The 17,294-nt window shown below is 40.0% G+C and carries 16 protein-coding genes, 1 other RNA gene and 1 pseudogene; 1 reads left to right on the forward strand and 17 read right to left on the reverse strand.

The annotated features are described in order from the left end of the window. Positions 1-57: 57 nt before the first annotated feature. From dapD to tgt, 15 genes and pseudogenes are all read right to left on the reverse strand, one after another. Positions 58-756, reverse strand: coding sequence for a 2,3,4,5-tetrahydropyridine-2,6-dicarboxylate N-acetyltransferase (gene dapD, locus O3640_RS02305; RefSeq protein WP_045772680.1), 699 nt, complete (start codon positions 754-756; stop codon positions 58-60). 111 nt (positions 757-867) lie between these two features. Further along, positions 868-1,818, reverse strand: coding sequence for a hypothetical protein (locus tag O3640_RS02310; RefSeq protein WP_125392575.1), 951 nt, complete (start codon positions 1,816-1,818; stop codon positions 868-870). A gap of 350 nt (positions 1,819-2,168) precedes the next feature. Further along, entirely contained in the window at positions 2,169-2,975 is an 807-nt protein-coding gene (locus tag O3640_RS02315; protein WP_045772678.1) for a hypothetical protein, read from the reverse strand. A gap of 21 nt (positions 2,976-2,996) precedes the next feature. Continuing rightward, positions 2,997-3,905, reverse strand: a complete 909-nt coding sequence (locus tag O3640_RS02320) for a hypothetical protein (RefSeq protein WP_045772988.1) — start codon at positions 3,903-3,905, stop codon at positions 2,997-2,999. 182 nt (positions 3,906-4,087) lie between these two features. Further along, a pseudogene (pgi, locus tag O3640_RS02325) lies at positions 4,088-4,564 on the reverse strand (glucose-6-phosphate isomerase); the annotation flags it as partial. A gap of 439 nt (positions 4,565-5,003) precedes the next feature. Further along, a complete protein-coding gene (locus O3640_RS02330) occupies positions 5,004-5,375 on the reverse strand; it encodes a PTS glucitol/sorbitol transporter subunit IIA (protein ID WP_008808177.1) in 372 nt (123 codons plus the stop codon). A gap of 98 nt (positions 5,376-5,473) precedes the next feature. Beyond that, positions 5,474-6,454: a PTS glucitol/sorbitol transporter subunit IIB gene (locus O3640_RS02335; protein ID WP_020992831.1), complete on the reverse strand. Its 981-nt coding sequence runs from the start codon at positions 6,452-6,454 to the stop codon at positions 5,474-5,476. Between the two features lie 13 nt (positions 6,455-6,467). Next, positions 6,468-7,013: a PTS glucitol/sorbitol transporter subunit IIC gene (locus O3640_RS02340; RefSeq protein WP_001015684.1), complete on the reverse strand. Its 546-nt coding sequence runs from the start codon at positions 7,011-7,013 to the stop codon at positions 6,468-6,470. Next, positions 7,010-7,507 (reverse strand): transcriptional regulator GutM, encoded by a 498-nt coding sequence (locus tag O3640_RS02345; RefSeq protein WP_001086645.1) that lies wholly within the window; start codon positions 7,505-7,507, stop codon positions 7,010-7,012. The genes O3640_RS02340 and O3640_RS02345 overlap by 4 nt, the downstream gene beginning before the upstream one ends. Then, positions 7,507-9,333 carry a PRD domain-containing protein gene (locus tag O3640_RS02350; RefSeq protein WP_080713450.1) on the reverse strand — a complete coding sequence of 609 codons (1,827 nt, stop codon included), beginning with the start codon at positions 9,331-9,333 and terminating at the stop codon, positions 7,507-7,509. The genes O3640_RS02345 and O3640_RS02350 overlap by 1 nt, the downstream gene beginning before the upstream one ends. A 62-nt stretch (positions 9,334-9,395) precedes the next feature. Beyond that, positions 9,396-10,196 carry an SDR family oxidoreductase gene (locus tag O3640_RS02355; RefSeq protein ID WP_001000837.1) on the reverse strand — a complete coding sequence of 267 codons (801 nt, stop codon included), beginning with the start codon at positions 10,194-10,196 and terminating at the stop codon, positions 9,396-9,398. Positions 10,197-10,382: 186 nt separating this feature from the next. Beyond that, entirely contained in the window at positions 10,383-11,732 is a 1,350-nt protein-coding gene (locus tag O3640_RS02360; RefSeq protein ID WP_008808173.1) for a glucose-6-phosphate isomerase, read from the reverse strand. Between the two features lie 485 nt (positions 11,733-12,217). Beyond that, positions 12,218-12,315, reverse strand: an RNA gene (gene ffs / locus O3640_RS02365) — signal recognition particle sRNA small type. A gap of 12 nt (positions 12,316-12,327) precedes the next feature. Continuing rightward, the gene (tadA, locus tag O3640_RS02370; RefSeq protein WP_048775963.1) at positions 12,328-12,795 is read right to left on the reverse strand and encodes a tRNA adenosine(34) deaminase TadA; all 468 of its coding nucleotides are present in this window, start codon (positions 12,793-12,795) and stop codon (positions 12,328-12,330) included. A gap of 156 nt (positions 12,796-12,951) precedes the next feature. After that, the gene (gene tgt / locus O3640_RS02375; protein WP_045505222.1) at positions 12,952-14,094 is read right to left on the reverse strand and encodes a tRNA guanosine(34) transglycosylase Tgt; all 1,143 of its coding nucleotides are present in this window, start codon (positions 14,092-14,094) and stop codon (positions 12,952-12,954) included. Positions 14,095-14,233: 139 nt separating this feature from the next. On the opposite strand from tgt, the gene O3640_RS02380 reads away from it, so the two are divergent. Beyond that, the gene (locus O3640_RS02380; protein WP_125396785.1) at positions 14,234-15,076 is read left to right on the forward strand and encodes a DUF975 family protein; all 843 of its coding nucleotides are present in this window, start codon (positions 14,234-14,236) and stop codon (positions 15,074-15,076) included. Between the two features lie 87 nt (positions 15,077-15,163). On the opposite strand, the gene O3640_RS02385 is transcribed toward O3640_RS02380, so the two are convergent. Both O3640_RS02385 and O3640_RS02390 read right to left on the reverse strand, forming a co-directional pair. After that, the gene (locus tag O3640_RS02385) at positions 15,164-16,630 is read right to left on the reverse strand and encodes an alpha-L-fucosidase (protein ID WP_125396784.1); all 1,467 of its coding nucleotides are present in this window, start codon (positions 16,628-16,630) and stop codon (positions 15,164-15,166) included. A gap of 157 nt (positions 16,631-16,787) precedes the next feature. Beyond that, positions 16,788-17,051 (reverse strand): hypothetical protein, encoded by a 264-nt coding sequence (locus O3640_RS02390; protein ID WP_125396783.1) that lies wholly within the window; start codon positions 17,049-17,051, stop codon positions 16,788-16,790. Positions 17,052-17,294: the final 243 nt, after the last annotated feature.

Consider the following 17,294-nt stretch of genomic DNA (forward strand, 5'->3'; position numbering starts at 1 on the left):
GATAAAATCTGACCGCACCCAATCAACTTCGGGCGCGGCACTGTTATTTATGCAATATTAAAGTGTGCGAAGAGCGTCTTCTAGAGCTGTCTTCTGCTGGGTCTTCTCATCAATGGTCTTGATAATTCGAGCTGGAACACCAGCAACCACTACATTTTCAGGAACATCCTGAGTCACAATCGCACCAGCCGCAACAACGGAGCCACTGCCAATTTGTACACCTTCGATTACAACCGCATTAGCACCAATCAGCACATTATCTCCGACCCGAACTGGATCTGCGCTAGCTGGCTCAATGACTCCCGCTAGAACTGCACCTGCACCGACGTGGCTATTTTTTCCGACAATAGCTCGACCACCTAATATGGCACCCATATCAATCATAGTTCCAGCGCCAATCTCTGCACCAATATTGATGACTGCTCCCATCATGATAACAGCATTGTCACCAATCTCAACTTGATCTCGGATAATAGCACCCGGCTCGATACGGGCATTGATGTCGCGCTTGTCCAAAAGTGGCACAGCCGAGTTACGAGCATCTTGCTCAACGACATAGGTCTTATTTTCCTCTAAGTTCACTAGGAGGGGCTTGATTTCTTCCCAGTCTCCAAAAAGAACATTGCCTAATTTCACAACAGACCAAGGAATGGTACCGTGCAATTCTCCGTTAAAGGTTACCTTGACGGGAGTCTTTTTCTTGGCGTCAGCGATAAATTTGATGATTTCTTGAGCATTCATTTTAGTAGCAGACATAATAGCACCTCTTTGTTCTTTCTATTTTTTGAACTAGGAAAGAGGCAAGTCTCTCCTAGCTATCTAATGTTTTCTATTATAACATAATTCGGTCAGTCAGTTTGAACTTTACTAGACATCGAAATCGTTTTTGGATTCTTGGACCTTTTTTAAATGAAACTTTCCATCCTTGTCCCTTGCAAATTCCAAAAGGACGAAGGTTTTATCCTTTGTTTGGTAGGCCATATTCAAAATAGAGTAGCCTTCAATGTTCGATTTATAATACCTTTTGGGAACTCCCACTTGATCAACTATCTCTATATCCGTGATGCCTTTTTCTTCATCTGGGCTAATCCCTCTAAGAAAGGCAAGCCTCTCATCCGTCAGATATTCTTTTTGAGTAGTATCATAAGAAACACTGACAAGATGTGGACCAGAACCTCTGTTCCAGAATTGAATAACAGCCACGCCTCCGCCTTTTAAATTATAAGTCAGTGATAGCAATTTGTCCTTTTTGCCCACTTTCATTTCGTTGCTAGTTTGGGCTAAACCATATTGACGAACAAAATCAGAGACGTGAAGGTTTCTAGTCCCATCATTTTCAATCTTATACTTTACAAAGTCAATCCTCTCCCAATCCAAAGCCTTAGCATTTGGAGAACTATACTTTGACTCTGCTCCCATTGCCTGATCATCTTTATGAGAATTGAGTCCCTTCCCAATTAAGATAAAGAGTCCTATAACAAGCGTTAATACTGCTACAGCAATTAACTTTGAAGAGAAACGAGAAGTCGGTTTAATCCTTTGTATTCTTGCTTCTTTAGCCTTTGATTGATGATCTAAATTCCTAGAACCTAAATTTTGTTTCAGTTTCGGTTTTTGTACGTCCTTGGTATTCAATTCCGATATTGGTGTAGCTGGCTTCTCCGAAATGGCTTCATTTGTTGGTTTGGCTTCCTCATTACGCTTTGCTAGAGGCGCAGGACTAGACACTTCATTAGAATTTCTTCTTGAAGATTCTTTCGCCTTGCCAAATCGATCCTTATGTTCTCTTCGTAATTTCTCTAAGTCTCTTTTTTCCATTCTCTTACCTTTTTTTCTCCCTAAGACAAATCAATGTCCTGCTATCCATTTACCTATCTCATATACATTCTAGGCCTTTTCAGATGCTTCAAGTAAACTCCCGCTTCGTTATCAATATATAAAATCTATCCCAATAGTGCTACATCTCCCCTGATTGTAACATATAATCAAGGAAAGGAAAACTTCCACTTCTTAGATTTACTGAGCAGATTAGTGAATCAATTTCAACTAAACATATAAAGACCTGGAATTTCCATTCCAGATCTTTCAAAAAATTTTATTCAAACTTTAAGCTACTCGCTCTTCATACTTATCAGGAACCTCCAAAGTAAACGAGACTAAGTCGCTTCTCAATCGGCTCCCTTTTTAGCTAAAAGGAAATCTCCATCCGCCTGTTTAACAAAGGTCAACTTGTACTCATCCGAACCCGATGAGTTGAATTGAATCCTCATTTTGGTAATTACTTCATCTGTTTCAATATCTTCCCCTGCAGACATCGTCAGATATAAGACTGCATTATCCCCGATGACTTCCTTATAAGAAACCCCGCCTTTACCTGTTTTTGGATCTCCCACTTTCAGCTTATCATAATAATCAGAGGGCATATAAGCGGCTTTAGCCTTTCTGTAATCACCTGAATAAGAAATATTTTGTAAGTAGTAGCGATCGCCTTCCTTCTTAAAGGCAAGCTCCATTTCACGAATTGAGCGATAGTAGAAACTATCTTCATCCTGGTCATAATCATCTAACTCGCCCCACTCTAAATCAATTCTATCTCCTCGAAACGAACCTTTTATAGCCTTACCATACTCATCAAGAATATCTTCTATGGGAGTTCCTAAATCTGGCTTATCGTAATAACCAAACTTAAGAGTAGTGAGATTATTGATATCCCAACTAAAGTCTGACTCTTTGGGGTTGATGTATTCAGCTGCCACATCTCTTTTTGATTTACCCGTATCAGCTTTTAAATTGATGATTGGATAGAGGCGTTTGGTCAGATTCATATCCCCTGTAGAATAACCAAAAATTAGACCAACTATCAGCCCCAAAACAGCAAAACCTGTGATACAAATAAGCATTCGCCTTTTTCCTGCTTTCTCTTGATCACGATTTTCAGGTACGTCAAATGGTATCTGTGATTGATTTATATTCATCTTTCATCTATCTCCTCTATCTTAATCTCGTTCTGTGCCAATGTATAAGAATTCCCCATTCGGTTGTGCTAGGAATCGTAATGTCTTATAGTCATCATCAACTTCATAGAATACCTTTGCAATCACTCGATTAGAGATATACTTTTCTCCATTAGCAGTAATATCGTTTTCCGTTTCAATTTGGATAGATTGTCCATGTTTTTTCAATAATTCTGATAAAGGAGTCCCTCCCTTGCCTGTTTTTGAATCTCCTTTTTTCAGACTTTTAAACTCTTCATTTGTCAATTTATAATCTTTTGAATTGTCAGTATCCTTTTCATCTTCATCTTCGTCTTCATCTTCTAGTTTCTGCTTATCATGGAATTCGCCTAGCGCATAAGCTTGTACATGCTTTAAATAATAATTGTCACCTGATTTTTCAAAATACATAGTGACGCTTTGACTTTTTGAAGACTTCGATCTATCCCAAGAAAGTTTAATCCCCTTCTTTTCATAATCCACACCAGAAGCTAATCCATAGGTATTAACAATTTGATCTGCAGTTAATCCATGACCATCCTTATTGTTATACTTCAACAAGCCAAGATCTTTAAGAGAAAAAGTAAAGACAACCCTGTCTTTCTCTGTGATAAAGCCAGTTTCTGTATCTTTAGCTTCAGCCTTGGCTCGTTCTATACGTTTATATCGCCTAGTATCAGCTTCGGACTTGAATGATTGTCCCCAAAGATAGCCAACACCTCCACCAATCAGTCCAGCAATAAAAGCAGCAAGGACTGAGAAAGTGATCAACTTAATCCAACCGCGTTTAGCTTCCGATTGACGTTCTTGATGATTTTCCTCTTGAGAAACTAAATTGTTTTCTTTCTGATCAGGTTGTTGATCAGTTTGTCCTTCTTGCGATTTAAAAGGCTTTTTGTCCTCTGTTGTCATAACATCTCCTTTACTAGCCATTTTCACCCACCACTCTCCTCACTTTCGTGAATAAAGTCTGACGTGCAAAATTTAAATGTAATAGTTCTAATATATCATAAAATCACAAGATTGGCCAACGCCCCAATAGATAAAGTGGACTATACAAAAAAGACCTCTTTCGAGGTCCTTTCATTTGTCTATTAAAGGCGAGCGTTCAATTCTTTGCTCAATTCTTCAAATCCCGGTTTTCCAAGAAGGGCAAACATGTTGCGTTTGTAGGCTTCAACACCTGGTTGGTCAAATGGGTTGATGGCATTCAAGTAACCTGAAAGGGCGATGGCCAATTCGAAGAAGTAGATAGTGTAGCCAAGAGTGAAGGCATCTTGCTCTGGAAGAGTCACGTACATGTTTGGTACATCACCGTCAGTGTGGGCAAGAAGAACACCGTCAGTCGCTTTTTTGTTTACAAAGTCAACGTCTTTACCTTGAAGGTAACCAAGTCCGTCAAGGTCTTCTTCCAAAGTAGGTATGATCACGTTCTTACGTGGTTTGTCAACACGGACAACTGTTTCAAACATGATACGAGTTCCTTCTTGGATAAATTGACCCAATGAGTGCAAGTCAGTTGAGAAGTTAGCTGAAGTTGGGTAAATACCTTTTTGGTCTTTTCCTTCTGTTCAGGCACACCTTATGGATGCATCTGCTGGAAATTCCCTTGCACTGGCTGGCTAGTTTGATTGACTTCAAGCTCTTTGCGCTTGACCTTGACCGTCTTTTTCTGGCATGCTTTTATCCTTATAAATTTTGTTGATTTGTCATATTGCGAAAACATTGAAAAACAATGACAAATTTTACAATATTAAAACATAAATTATTTTCCCTATCAAAAAGGGAGTGGGAAAGAACTTCAAACAAGTTAAAAAGTTCATCTTCCCACCCCCCACAGTTGATCAGGCAATCTTTGGGGCTTAAAAAGCGAAGGAAGATGCCAATCAACCACCGCGTCATCTATTTTTTCTAATTTAGACCCAGAAGCCTGGACTTTTTGTCCAAGCTCTGAATCAATTTTTTAGACTTTTATTTTTCTAAATTGCTTGATTTTAAATTTTGTTATGGTCAAGCAGTTTCGAAAATCTGAATGGTAGAGTCCTTTTCAATTACTACTGCTTGGTCTGCTGCAACATGGAGAGTGCCCGGCAGGCTGCCCTCTTTTGAACCATCAAAAGAAATCGTGATATGGCCCAGTCCAGTTAAATTTTTTTCTACTACATTTCCTACGGCAGTAATCGAATATTCCTGACTATCTACCACCAGCTTTCCACCTTCTAGTATTGCACCTAGAAGATTTTTGTTATCGATTTTAAAACAATACTCTGCTAAGTCTTCCGGAGCTTCTTCTCCAAACAAAATGAGCATATTGGCATCTTGAATCATATTCTGAGCTTCAGGCCCCACTTGAATTACTTTAGCTTCAAAAATTTTCTTCATCTAATTCCTATTCATCCTTTCTCAAATCTGTCATAAACTTATGCTTATAGATAAGTTTAACATAATAGTTGCTATGTTTACGTGCATCTATCAAAGGTTTACTGATAAAGGCCAATACTAGCTATCCAAGCTACTAGCACCCGCGGAACACCATTGAGAAAGCGTGAATAAAGCACAGAAGGGACACCAACCTCAACTGTTTCAGCCTTGGCTTCAGATAGACCGAGTGCTACAGGAATGAAATCACAACCGTTTTGAGTGTTGATAGCAAATATAGCTGGCAGAGCCATTTGGGGCGGAATATTCCCTTTGCCGATTTCAACTCCAATTAAGGTTCCAATAATCTGACTGATAACAGCTCCGGGGCCTAACAAAGGAGATAGGAATGGCAAGGAACAGATAAAGCCAATCAAAATGAGTCCCCAGATGTTCCCAGCTAGGGGAACCATTAATTTTGCCAGCCAATTTCCAACACCTGAACCTTGAATAACCCCAATCAGCAAGGAAACAAAGGCCATGAAAGGAATGATCGTGTTGAGCATTGTTTGGATGGCTTCACGAGCAGCCTGGTTGAAAGTCGCAACGACCTTCCCAGCGCCCATCCCAATTCTTGCTACAATACTTGTTTCAGCTTTTTGCTCTGTAATTTTTTTACTAGTATCGTAAGTTGGCTTTTCTGTTACCACAGTTGTCGCTTTTTCGTCTTCATTAGCAGCAGAAATTTGATTAAGGCCAACTGCTGACACATAGATTTCCTCGGTTATATATTGAGCTAGAGGCCCACTTTTCCCTGTAGCGACAATATTTATTGTAGGGATCCCCTTTTTAGGATAAATACCACAGCGAAGAGTACCGCCACAATCCACGATTGCTAAAGCAATTTCCTCATCTGGGATAGAAGTTTTAAACCCATTAACAGCTTCCATACCGGTCAAATCAGCAATTTTATCCACAATATCTGGCTTTTCTCCTCCGCCAGTGATATAGATGAATTTATGCTTAGCTTCACTAGGTGTAATGACCAAAGGTCCTCCGAAACCGCCATTTCCTTTAACAACTTTTATACTCTTATATGACATAATTTCACTCTTTCTATAAATCAAATGTTTTACTCAAGGTAACACCTTGCTGTTTTGCTACATAAGCAGTTGTAAAATCGGTCACCCAACCGCCTACAAAGTTCATGACAAGCCCAACAAGCATGTAACGAATGGCTAAGTCCATTTGACTTAAACCTAAAGTTTGAATTCCTGTTGCAATTCCCATCCATACAAACAATTCCCCAGGATTGATATGCGGAAATACACCATTTGAAGTATGGCAGAACTGCATCTGAGCTGCTACAAAACTAGGTTTATAATATTCTGGTAAGAAACGTCCCATACTGATTGCCATCGGATTCCCCAGCATAAAGGCTGAAATGAAAGGTAAAATCATATACCGGCTAACAGGATTTTTAGCAGAAATCTTAGCCAGGGAATTGACCTTCTCTTCTCCCAAGAAAGCGATAAGGGTATTCATTGCAATCAATAGCATTAAGACAAGTGGTACAATATTTGTCATCCAGCTAATAAAGGTTTCTCCACCTAATTGGAAGAGTTTCATAAAACTCTCTGCAAAATTTGTAATGTGATTCATAAGGAACTCCCTTTCTTATTTTTTTTAAATAACTGTTTAATAGATAATTGTAAGTAATTCGCATAAAAGCCGAATCCCAGAAAAGAATCAGATGAACTTGTCTCTTTCTCAATACCTGCCTCATGCCAAAGATAGACTTTTCTAGCATCTTCTATGGCTGATTGCATCAACTTATTTTCTTTTCTCACAAGAGGATTATACTTGTCAAAATAATGGATGTCTTCTCCAACATAATCGTCCATATTTTGAAAACGTGCTAAGATTGTGACTCCTTGCATTTTGCTAGCTTTAAGAACCCGACCGTTTTCATCAACCGCGAACATGACAATCGTACCGGATTTGATTCTTCCGGACTTCCTGCCAATCGCTACGCGCCCCAGTCTTCGGAGCATCGTATAGGTCTTATTGAAGTCTTTGAGTTGCTGCCAGCCGAGGAACATTTGAAATATATAAGCTGCCATGACAAATACAGCGAAAATTATTAGCGAATTCATTAAAATACTCCTTTGCTCTTAGAAAATGATAGAAACTCTGTCTCTGTTTCTACAGCCCTCAATGCTTCTTTTAGAGAAGGCTCTCCTGCAATTCGAAAAATGTCGTCATACAATTCCAGCAATTCACTCTCCATTTTGCTTTCAATTTCTGAGGGAATGGCGACTAGAAAGATAAATTCAATCCAATCATCTCCTTTTTGATAAGGCTCTTCTAGCTTTCCAAACATTAAAATAGTCTTTGCATAACCCTGGTTAATTGTATGGGGGAAGGCAATTCCTCCACCAAAAATGGTTGATTGTTTTTTCTCCCTATCAATTATCCGATTTCTAAAACCTTCATCAATCATCTGAAGTTTCTCTAACTCTGCAACCATATTTAGCAAGTATTGCTGATAGGTTTTTTGGGGACTCAACCGAAGAAAACGTAAGCTGACTGTTTCTAGATTTTTTTGATGAAAAGCATTGACCCTCTGCCATTCTTCCTGCAGCCATTGATCATCAAAAAGATGATTAACTTGAATGACTGGAGATTTAGAATCTTTATATTTTAGAGGAACTGTCGTAAAAATCGCGAAATAGTCCTGATTCAAATCCAGATTAAAATCTTCTTCAGAATACTGAGTAATGTCTACATCATTTCCAAGGATTCGTCTGAGTTGCTGAATAATCATCGCAGCAGTTCCTCTTCCTGTTGTGCAAACTACAGCTATCTGCTTGCGAGAACCATTTACAACAGAGTTTTGCTTTCTTAAAATCATTTCAAAATACAAAGCCAGATATCCGATTTCAGATAATTCCAATTCAGAACCAAAAATTGCAGATAGTTCTTCTCCAGCAATTTTCGCCATTTCAAAAGCAAAAGGATATTGAGTTTGAACCTCGCCATGGAATATATCATTAGCTTGCACATGGAAAATCAGTCGATTGATTAAGGGGCCTAGATGAGACTTGATTTCTTCAAATAATTCTTCATCATCAAAGTTAACCAACATTGTTTCTTTGACTTTCTTGACAATCCCTTGAAAAATGTTTGCAAGCTGTTCAGATTGATAAGACGGCTTGCTTAAAGTGTCAATAAAACGGATATTAAACGGAAAACACAAAAAGTCTATTTCAAACTGACTGAGGGAAATCTTATAAGTCATCTCAATATGATAGATTAATTTTTCAACCAAAGGTGTCTCTGTTAAATCATTCCTATAGTAAGGAATAGGGCAACTCAACACCCTAGATGCATGAATACGCTCCACCATAATTGAAATTGTCTTTCGAAGGAGTTCCTTTGTTTCTTTCGGGATTTTATACTCCTGGAGTAGCGTCTCCAGAAAAGAAGATGTTGCCTCGGTGAGTGTCTTTCCTTCAAAGTAAGGGGCCACTTGGTGAATATAGAGCAAGCGCAAATTCAGCTCGGACCCCAAGACCTCCAGCCCACGGTTGGGCTTTCCTGAAATAGTGATAGAGTAACTCTCTGCCAAAGATTTTACTTGTTTTAAATCCTTATTAAGGGTACTTCTACTAACACCTGCTTCCTCAGCCAAGTCGTCAATAAGAAGAGGGGAGGTTGACTTAATTAAACGTTTTAGTAAATAGGCAATTCTTTTACTGGAAGAATTGAAGTCACTCTCCCGTTTTAAACTACCAGATAAAATCCCTTCCAACTCAGTATAGTCATACACCTCTAACATTAACTTATCATCTTGTGAGATAATCTGGATACTCGGAGCCAAAACATCATTTAATTGTTGGATACTCTTTTGCAAGGTTTGCATACTAATATCCAGCTCTGAGCGCATATCTACTAAGGAATAAGTTGGCTGTGAGACCATTTTTTCTAAAATGTTATACCATCGATTTACTATGGTCAACTCTCTTCCTCACCTTCATTTTTTTAACCGCGAGTTTTCCCTCCGGCAATATTTGTAGTGACTCCAGTTATATAGCTAGAACGGTCTGAAATATAGAATGCTACAAGGTCAGCTACTTCCCGTAGTTTACCACTTCGTCCCAAAGGAGTTGTTGAAGTTGAAGCATAACCAGCTCGAATATCTTCTACCGTCTTTCCACGGGTATAAGCAAGAGCTTCCTCATAAGAAAGAGTTCGAAGTCCCGTAGCTTCCATAATTCCTGGAGCAATTCCAACCACACGTACACCATGCTTACCCAGCTCTTTTGCCCATGAACGAGTGTAACTATAGACTGCTGCTTTTGTGGCAGCATAGGCACTTTGTCCTTCAGAACCTTCCAAGCCTGCTTCTGAAGCCATGTTCACAATTACACCTTTTCCATTTTTCACTAAAATACGTCCCACTGCCTGACTAACCAGATACAAACCTTTTTGATTAATCATCGTTACTTTTTCGAACGTCTCATCGTCCAATTCGTAAGGACCTTTAGGATTTTCTGCATCGATTAATAATCTAGGGATATTAATCCCTGCATTATTGACCACTGCATCAATATTGCCAAATCTTTCAACTATTTTGGCAACACCCTCTTCTACTTCAGAGCGAGAAGTTACATCAACTTTCACAAATAATAGATTTGGATGACGCAAATCGTTGTCGCTAAGATCGAAATTCGCTACATTGACACCTAATTCCAGCAATTCTTCAACGATTGCCTTACCGATCCCAGATGACGCGCCAGTCACAAGAACTGTTTTGCCTTTTATGTTTAACCAATCATTCATTTTGATACCTCTCAAATTTTATTTACAAGGCAATTATACAGCGCTTTCATAAAAGAATTAAGACACTCTTTTTTATACTGTTCAAAAAAATAATAAACTAATTATGAGGCTTGTAGTAAAAAATCCACAAGAAATGAACTTGTGGATCTCTTTTTATACTCTAAATGAACTCAAGGCATATAAGAATCAAAGGCGTGCATTCAACTCAGCACCCAGCTCTTCAAAGCCTGGTTTTCCAAGAAGGGCAAACATGTTTTTCTTATAAGCCTCAACTCCAGGCTGGTCAAATGGATTGATACCATTCAGGTAGCCAGAAAGAGCAATAGCCAACTCAAAGAAGTAAATAGTGTAGCCCAAAGTGAACTCATCTTGCTCAGGCAGTGTCACAAACATATTTGGAACTCCACCATCAGTGTGTGCTAACAGCACTCCATCTGTAGCTTTTTTATTGACAAAGTCAACATCTTTTCCTTGCAAGTAGCCAAGACCGTCCAAGTCTTCTGCCAATTCAGGAATCAGCACATTTTTGCGAGGTTTATCTACACGTACAACTGTTTCAAAGAGGATACGGGTACCTTCCTGGATAAATTGTCCCAGAGAGTGCAAGTCTGTTGAGAAGTTGGCTGAAGTTGGGTAAATCCCTTTTTGGTCTTTCCCTTCTGACTCACCAGCCAGTTGCTTCCACCACTCAGAGAAGTATTGCAGAGATGGTTCATAGTTAGCTAGAACTTCTGTCAGATAACCTTTACGGTACAAGATATTGCGTACAACTGCATATTGATATGCTTCATTTTCAGCCAACTTATCAGAAGCATAAGCCTTGCGAGCAGCATTTGCTCCTTCCATTAACTTGCTGATATCAGCCCCTGCAGCTGCGATTGGCAAGAGTCCCACTGCTGTCAATACTGTAAAACGACCACCTACACTATCAGGCACTACAAAAGTATCCCAGCCATTAGCATCTGCTTCAACCTTAACTGCACCTTTAGCGCGGTCTGTAGTTGCATAAATCCGTTTATTTGCTTCTTCCTGACCATACTTCTTAACCAAGAGTTCTTTGAAGACACGGAAAGCAATAGCAGGCTCTGTAGTCGTTCCTGACTTAGAAATAACGTTGACAGAGAAATCTTTGTCTGATACATAGTCTACCAAATCAGCCAAATAGCTTGAAGAAATAGAATTTCCAGCATAGAGGATTTGAGGTGCCTTGCGTTCTTCCTTGCTTTGTAGATTTACAAAAGAATTATTCAAGAAATCAATAGCTGCACGAGCTCCTAAATAGGAACCACCAATACCGATTACGATCAATACCTCACTATCAGATTGGATTTTAGCAGCAGCCTTTTGAATACGAGCAAATTCATCTTTGTCATATTCTTCAGGCAAGTTCAACCAACCAGTCATTTCTGCCCCAGGACCTGTACCATTTCGCAGAGCAGAATCTGCAGCAGTCACTTGAGGCTGCATATAATCTAGTTCATGTGGTGCTACAAATTTATCTAACACCTTTGAGTAGTCAAATTTAATATGTGACATGTTTATCCTCCAATTGTTCTTTTCTTTTATGATAACGCTTTAAGAAAAAATAAGCAAGTGCTTTCACTATTTTAAAACGTTTACATTTTATATTCTATACTATTTTTCTAAATAAGCTAACCTTAGGACATAACCGAGAGCACTCGTTTGCGTAAGTCAACAAATTTTAGGCCTATTGAGAAGAACAATTTTGATTGACAAGAAAACAAATACGCTTCTTAAGATTGGATGTCAGCTGAATTCATTTCAGGTCCGTTCAAACTAGATTCGCTGCTCCAATATTCATCTGCACCTTTTAGGCTTGATTCATTATACTTCGGAACCTAGTTCTCACTTTGTTCGAACTGCGTCAATGCACCTAAGTTCATCCGCGTCCGTTGGACTTGATTCACTAAGGGCTATCATAGGTTTACAGCTTTTTCCCTAACGGGAAAAACTGCATCCATTGCTCTAGGATTCGTCTGCGTCCCTTGGACTTGACGCATCAAGAGCAATAGAAAAGAGCACACAGTTCACTTCGCTTAGGGCTGCTGGATTCCTCCCCTGACCCGCTTCACGCAAAACTGTTGCTCCATGAATAGTATATCATATTTTTTTACTTTTGGCGACGATTTCTGAAAAAATCTTGCATGATTTGAGCGCACTCTTCTTGGAGAACACCTGCCTCCACCTCCACTCGGTGGTTTAGTCGTTCATCTGTTAAAATATCATACAGGCTACCAGCCGCACCAAACTTTTGATTTGGTGCTCCGTAGACAACATGAGGTATACGTGCTAGGCCGATTGCTCCGCTACACATGACACAGGGTTCAATGGTCACAAAAAGCGTTGTATCCAGCAAGCGCCAGCTATTCTCATGCTGATTCGCCTCTTCTATTGCCATAATTTCCGCATGCATAACCGCCCGCTGCAACTCCTCACGTGCATTATGCCCACGACCAATAATCTGACCGTCTTTTACGACGACACAACCGATAGGAATCTCGTCATTTTCTAAAGCAATTTTGGCCTCTTTCAAAGCCTCCTGCATAAAATATTCTTTTTCTTCTTGACTATAGTTCATAGATTTTCTGTTATCTTTCAAATTCTCTTCTGCTCTATTATAATGTTTAGAGCCAAAAAAAGCCACCAAGAATCTTGGCGACTTTTTAGGAGATTATGAAAAATTTTAGGATAGGTATATCATAAACTCCCTTACTTAAAGAAAACTTAAAGTTTTTTAGAAATTCCGATTGGATCGATTATAGCCGTAGCGCTCCATAAAATCTTCACGGAATTCTAACAAGTTATCATCCATAATAGCTTGGCGAACTTTCTTCATAAGGTTTACTAAGAAGTAAAGATTGTGGTAACTGGTCAAGCGAAGACCAAATGTTTCGTCAGCCTTGAGCAGATGGCGGATATAAGCCCGCGTGTAATTGGTACAAGTGTAGCAATCACAGTTATGATCCAATGGCGTGAAATCTTCTTCAAACTGGGCATTTTTGACGACTAATCGTCCTTCGCTAGTCATACAGGTACCATTTCGGGCAATGCGAGTCGGCAAAACACAGTCAAACATATCCACACCACGGATAACACCATCAATCAAGCTATCTGGCGCTCCCACTCCCATGAGATAACGAGGCTTATTTTCAGGCAACATAGGTGTTGTGAAGTCCAGCACCGCATTCATCTCTTCGTGAGACTCACCAACAGCCAGTCCTCCGATAGAGTAGCCTGGGAAATCCATGCTGACCAAGTCTTGAGCAGACTGGCGACGCAAATCTTCAAAGCCAGCCCCCTGAACAATACCAAAGAGACCTTGGTCGTGCGGACGGCTGTGGGCCTTGAGTCCACGCTCTGCCCAACGGCTGGTCCGCTCAATGGACTTTTTGACATAGTCATAAGGCTGGTAGAACTGCGGGCATTCATCAAAGGACATCATAATGTCACTGCCCAGATTGTTCTGGATAGAGATAGCCTTTTCTGGCGATAGGAACATCTTGGAACCGTTGAGGTGGTTCTTGAAGGTTACCCCTTCTTCTGTGATGTTTCGACTATCAGCTAAAGAATAGACCTGGAAACCACCACTATCGGTCAGAATAGGTTGGTCCCAGTTCATGAACTTGTGCAGACCACCTGCACGGGCAATTAGCTCATCGCCTGGACGTAGCCAGAGATGATAAGTATTGGCCAAGATAATACCCGACCCCATTTGCTTGAGTTCCTCTGGTGACTGGGTCTTGACTGTCGCCTGAGTGCCGACCGGCATAAACATAGGCGTTGGGAAGGTCCCGTGAGGTGTGATAATCTCTCCCAGACGGGCACCTGTGTGTTTTTCTTTTTTGATCAATCGATATTGAATCGGTGAATCTGACATTTTTACCTCCGACGCTGGGAAAGACAGTCCCAGATCTTATTTTTTGTGGAAGATTCCACAAGATACTGTATGATTTTATCAAAAAAAGCCCCGTCTGTCACGGGGTATGATATAATAGATAGCATTACTGGAGGTTTTTATGAATTTACGTCAACTAAGGGCTGAAGCCCGTCTCCTACAAAGGAAAATACCAGGACTCCTACTTCTCTTTTTCATCCCGATTATGATCTTGTTGCTTAGCAATTTTTTGGGTGATTCGCAAGAGGATTTGATGGAGTATTTCGCGTCAGTTGATCTAAAACAGGCTTTCTATCTTGAAGTTAGTCGCGGTCTTTTCTCTCAAGTTATCAATTTCGTCATCTCTCTTTTTATCATTTCAGCGTCCTATGCTTTAATTGATTTGTTGCGCAGGCAAACTGAACAGTTGAAGTTTTCGGACTCTCTGCGTGCTTTTTCCAATCAAATCTTTACTCCCCTTGTACTTACTTTGTTTTGCAAGCGTCTGATTTTATTTTGTTGGAGTATTTTACTTTGGGTTGGCTCTGTCATTTCTATATTTACGAGCTACCGCATCCTCTATATCTACAATCAAGCTCCTAATAATCAACTGTCTGATCAAGCCATTCAGCAGATTAGCAACTACTCGCCTTCTCTGTTTCTGGGCTTGCTTCTCGTTACTCTAGGCTTGATTATCTCCCTTCCTCAGTGTTATGCTTATTCGCAAGCTGAGTTCCTTCTTTACGATCAACTTAAAGAAGGAACTTACCAAGGTCCGCTTCAAGTCCTTCGTCAAAGCCGGCTTATGATGAAGGGATATAAAGACAAACGCTTTATACTAGATGTGAGCTTTATCGGCTGGCAGGTTTTAATGTTTCTGACCCTTGGTCTTGCTGGAATCTATGTTATCCCCTATATCCATACTAGCTCCGTCCTCTTTTATGAGCAATTAAAAGCCCTAAAAAATAAAAGCAACTCTGCTTGAGTGTACTGACCCCAAAAAGTTAGACAGTAAATCTAACCGATTGGGGGTAGTTCATAAGGCAGAAGTGCTTTTTGTTTGTACGCTATTTTAAGCCAGCTCGACTTTAAAGACCAATGGCAGATTAGTCTCAACTTCAGACAAGAATATCCGTAAACCTTGAGAAGTTTGCTCCCATTTCAGTGCTTTTTCATAGTCTAGCAAGGAGACACTTTTTATAATACCGTGAAAACGAGAGGAGGGATTTTCCCTTTCATCCGCCAAGGCTTCTACTGTCAGCCATTGATCCATAACTGGCTCCATTGCAAATACATAAACAGAACCTCCCTTGGCTGTAAAACGGAAATCTTGATGAGTATAGGTTACAGTATCATCATCTGAAAATGGTCCACTAGCCGGCTGCGTCGGCCCTTCTCCAAATTGTCTCCAAGCATAGGAGTCATATATCGCTGGGCCATTCACCTCCAGCCAAGCTCCTATTTCCTTTAAGATAGCCTGATCTCTCTCAGGAATCGAACCGTCTCCTTTAGGTCCGATATTGAGCAGGAGATTCCCATTTTTAGAAACTACATCGATCAAAGTTTGGATGATTTCTTTAGCTGATTTATAATCCAGTTGCTCTGTGTAGCCCCAAGAATTGCGTGCGATAGCTGTATCTGTCTGCCAAGTGAAAGGCTGTATCTCCGCAAAGCCACCGCGTTCCATCTCAACAATCCCAGACCCAAAAGCCAGAGCATCGTGCTTGTAGCAAATACTAGCCGGCTTACCGGTCGCAACTCCCAAATTATAATAATAGGCCGCAAAAAGTTTCAAATGTTCTTTAAAGGCTATATGTTGAATCCACCAATCAAAGTACAAAATCTCTGGCTGATAATCTCGGACAAGCTCACAGGTCCGCAAAAGCCAATCATCTAAAAATTCTTGATCAGGATAGGGCTGACCAAATAAATCATGGTGATCTGGCTCTGGCATAGCTGGCCAATAAAGTTCATCTCGGCTGACTTCTTTAGCAATGTCACTATCGAATTCTTTCCCATGTGAGAAGAAAAAATGATGCTCAGCCCGATGGGAAGAAGTACAGAAATGAAGATGGGCTTGATCTGTTGCCTGCTTTAACTCCTGTAAGATATCCCGCTTTGGCCCCATTTCCACACTATTAAAAGGTGAGAGCTGACTTTCATAAAGCTGGAAACCATCATGATGCTCAGCTACTGGAAAGATGTAGCGCGCCCCAGCCTCTTTAAATACCTGTACCCACTCCTCCGCCTGAAATTTTTCAGCAGTAAATAGAGGGATGAAATCCTTATAACCAAAATCCTTGTGGGACCCATAGGTTTTGACGTGATGTTCAAACTCGGCTGTACCTTGGATGTACATATTTCGAGAATACCACTCACTCCCAAAAGCCGGGATACTATAAAGCCCCCAATGGACAAAAATCCCAAACTTGGCTCCTTTGAACCAGTTGGGCACCTGATAGGTCGCAAGAGAATCCCAGTCTGGATAGAAAGGCCCTTGATTGGCAACTTTTTTGATTTCTTCTAAGCTAATTTTCATCGCTACTGCCTCATTAGTTTATTTTAAAACGCTTTCTTTTATTCTACCAGTTTTTTGGAAATTAAACAGATTATTTTAGCAAAAAATGATTCTAGATTTGCTTATCCATCATATTCACTCCCATCAAAAATATATTCTTCCGTATGAGGTAGTAGGGTTATCTCATCCTCTTGCTTGACATGATGGTAATCTTGAAAATAGAGAATCTTTTTTCTCCTGCATAAAAAAGTGGGATCATAATCGGTTTTCCATTTTTGCAAATACGATAAAAAATCGCACTGTCTATCATATTTTCAATAAAAATACCATCCTGCCCCTCTGAGATCAAACGTTGGAAACGGGCTAATAGCTTACCATGATGATCATATAAAGCGATCGTTGTAAGACCTAGCGGTGTTTCTTCTAATCTTTTTGGAAGCATTGTTTTTTCCTCCTTCTACTGAGATTATACCGATTTCCCCTTGCTCAAAACAGGACATGGATGTCACTATGATATTTGATGCTTTTAGCAAAAAACTCTTTTTCTAAAAGACTCATTTACAAGAGGACTTTAAAACCTGAACTAGAAAAAAGAAGGCTAAAGCAATGTTCAACCTTCTTTGTCTTTGAATCTGTGAATAGGATCATTTTGCAGGCAATTAGTTGTTTTCACAGATACACATCA

The sequence above is a fragment of the Streptococcus sp. 27098_8_75 genome, assembly GCF_041432475.1.
GTDB classification, from domain to species: domain Bacteria; phylum Bacillota; class Bacilli; order Lactobacillales; family Streptococcaceae; genus Streptococcus; species Streptococcus gordonii.

Bases quoted from the DNA above. Each gene is read 5' to 3' on its own strand.
- dapD (WP_045772680.1), bottom strand. From the start codon at position 756: ATGTCTGCTACTAAAATGAATGCTCAAGAAATCATCAAATTTATCGCT.
- O3640_RS02310 (WP_125392575.1), bottom strand. From the start codon at position 1,818: ATGGAAAAAAGAGACTTAGAGAAATTACGAAGAGAACATAAGGATCGA.
- O3640_RS02315 (WP_045772678.1), bottom strand. From the start codon at position 2,975: ATGAATATAAATCAATCACAGATACCATTTGACGTACCTGAAAATCGT.
- O3640_RS02320 (WP_045772988.1), bottom strand. From the start codon at position 3,905: ATGACAACAGAGGACAAAAAGCCTTTTAAATCGCAAGAAGGACAAACT.
- O3640_RS02330 (WP_008808177.1), bottom strand. From the start codon at position 5,375: ATGAAGAAAATTTTTGAAGCTAAAGTAATTCAAGTGGGGCCTGAAGCT.
- O3640_RS02335 (WP_020992831.1), bottom strand. From the start codon at position 6,454: ATGTCATATAAGAGTATAAAAGTTGTTAAAGGAAATGGCGGTTTCGGA.
- O3640_RS02340 (WP_001015684.1), bottom strand. From the start codon at position 7,013: ATGAATCACATTACAAATTTTGCAGAGAGTTTTATGAAACTCTTCCAA.
- O3640_RS02345 (WP_001086645.1), bottom strand. From the start codon at position 7,507: ATGAATTCGCTAATAATTTTCGCTGTATTTGTCATGGCAGCTTATATA.
- O3640_RS02350 (WP_080713450.1), bottom strand. From the start codon at position 9,333: ATGGTCTCACAGCCAACTTATTCCTTAGTAGATATGCGCTCAGAGCTG.
- O3640_RS02355 (WP_001000837.1), bottom strand. From the start codon at position 10,196: ATGAATGATTGGTTAAACATAAAAGGCAAAACAGTTCTTGTGACTGGC.
- O3640_RS02360 (WP_008808173.1), bottom strand. From the start codon at position 11,732: ATGTCACATATTAAATTTGACTACTCAAAGGTGTTAGATAAATTTGTA.
- tadA (WP_048775963.1), bottom strand. From the start codon at position 12,795: ATGAACTATAGTCAAGAAGAAAAAGAATATTTTATGCAGGAGGCTTTG.
- tgt (WP_045505222.1), bottom strand. From the start codon at position 14,094: ATGTCAGATTCACCGATTCAATATCGATTGATCAAAAAAGAAAAACAC.
- O3640_RS02380 (WP_125396785.1), top strand. From the start codon at position 14,234: ATGAATTTACGTCAACTAAGGGCTGAAGCCCGTCTCCTACAAAGGAAA.
- O3640_RS02385 (WP_125396784.1), bottom strand. From the start codon at position 16,630: ATGAAAATTAGCTTAGAAGAAATCAAAAAAGTTGCCAATCAAGGGCCT.
- O3640_RS02390 (WP_125396783.1), bottom strand. From the start codon at position 17,051: ATGCTTCCAAAAAGATTAGAAGAAACACCGCTAGGTCTTACAACGATC.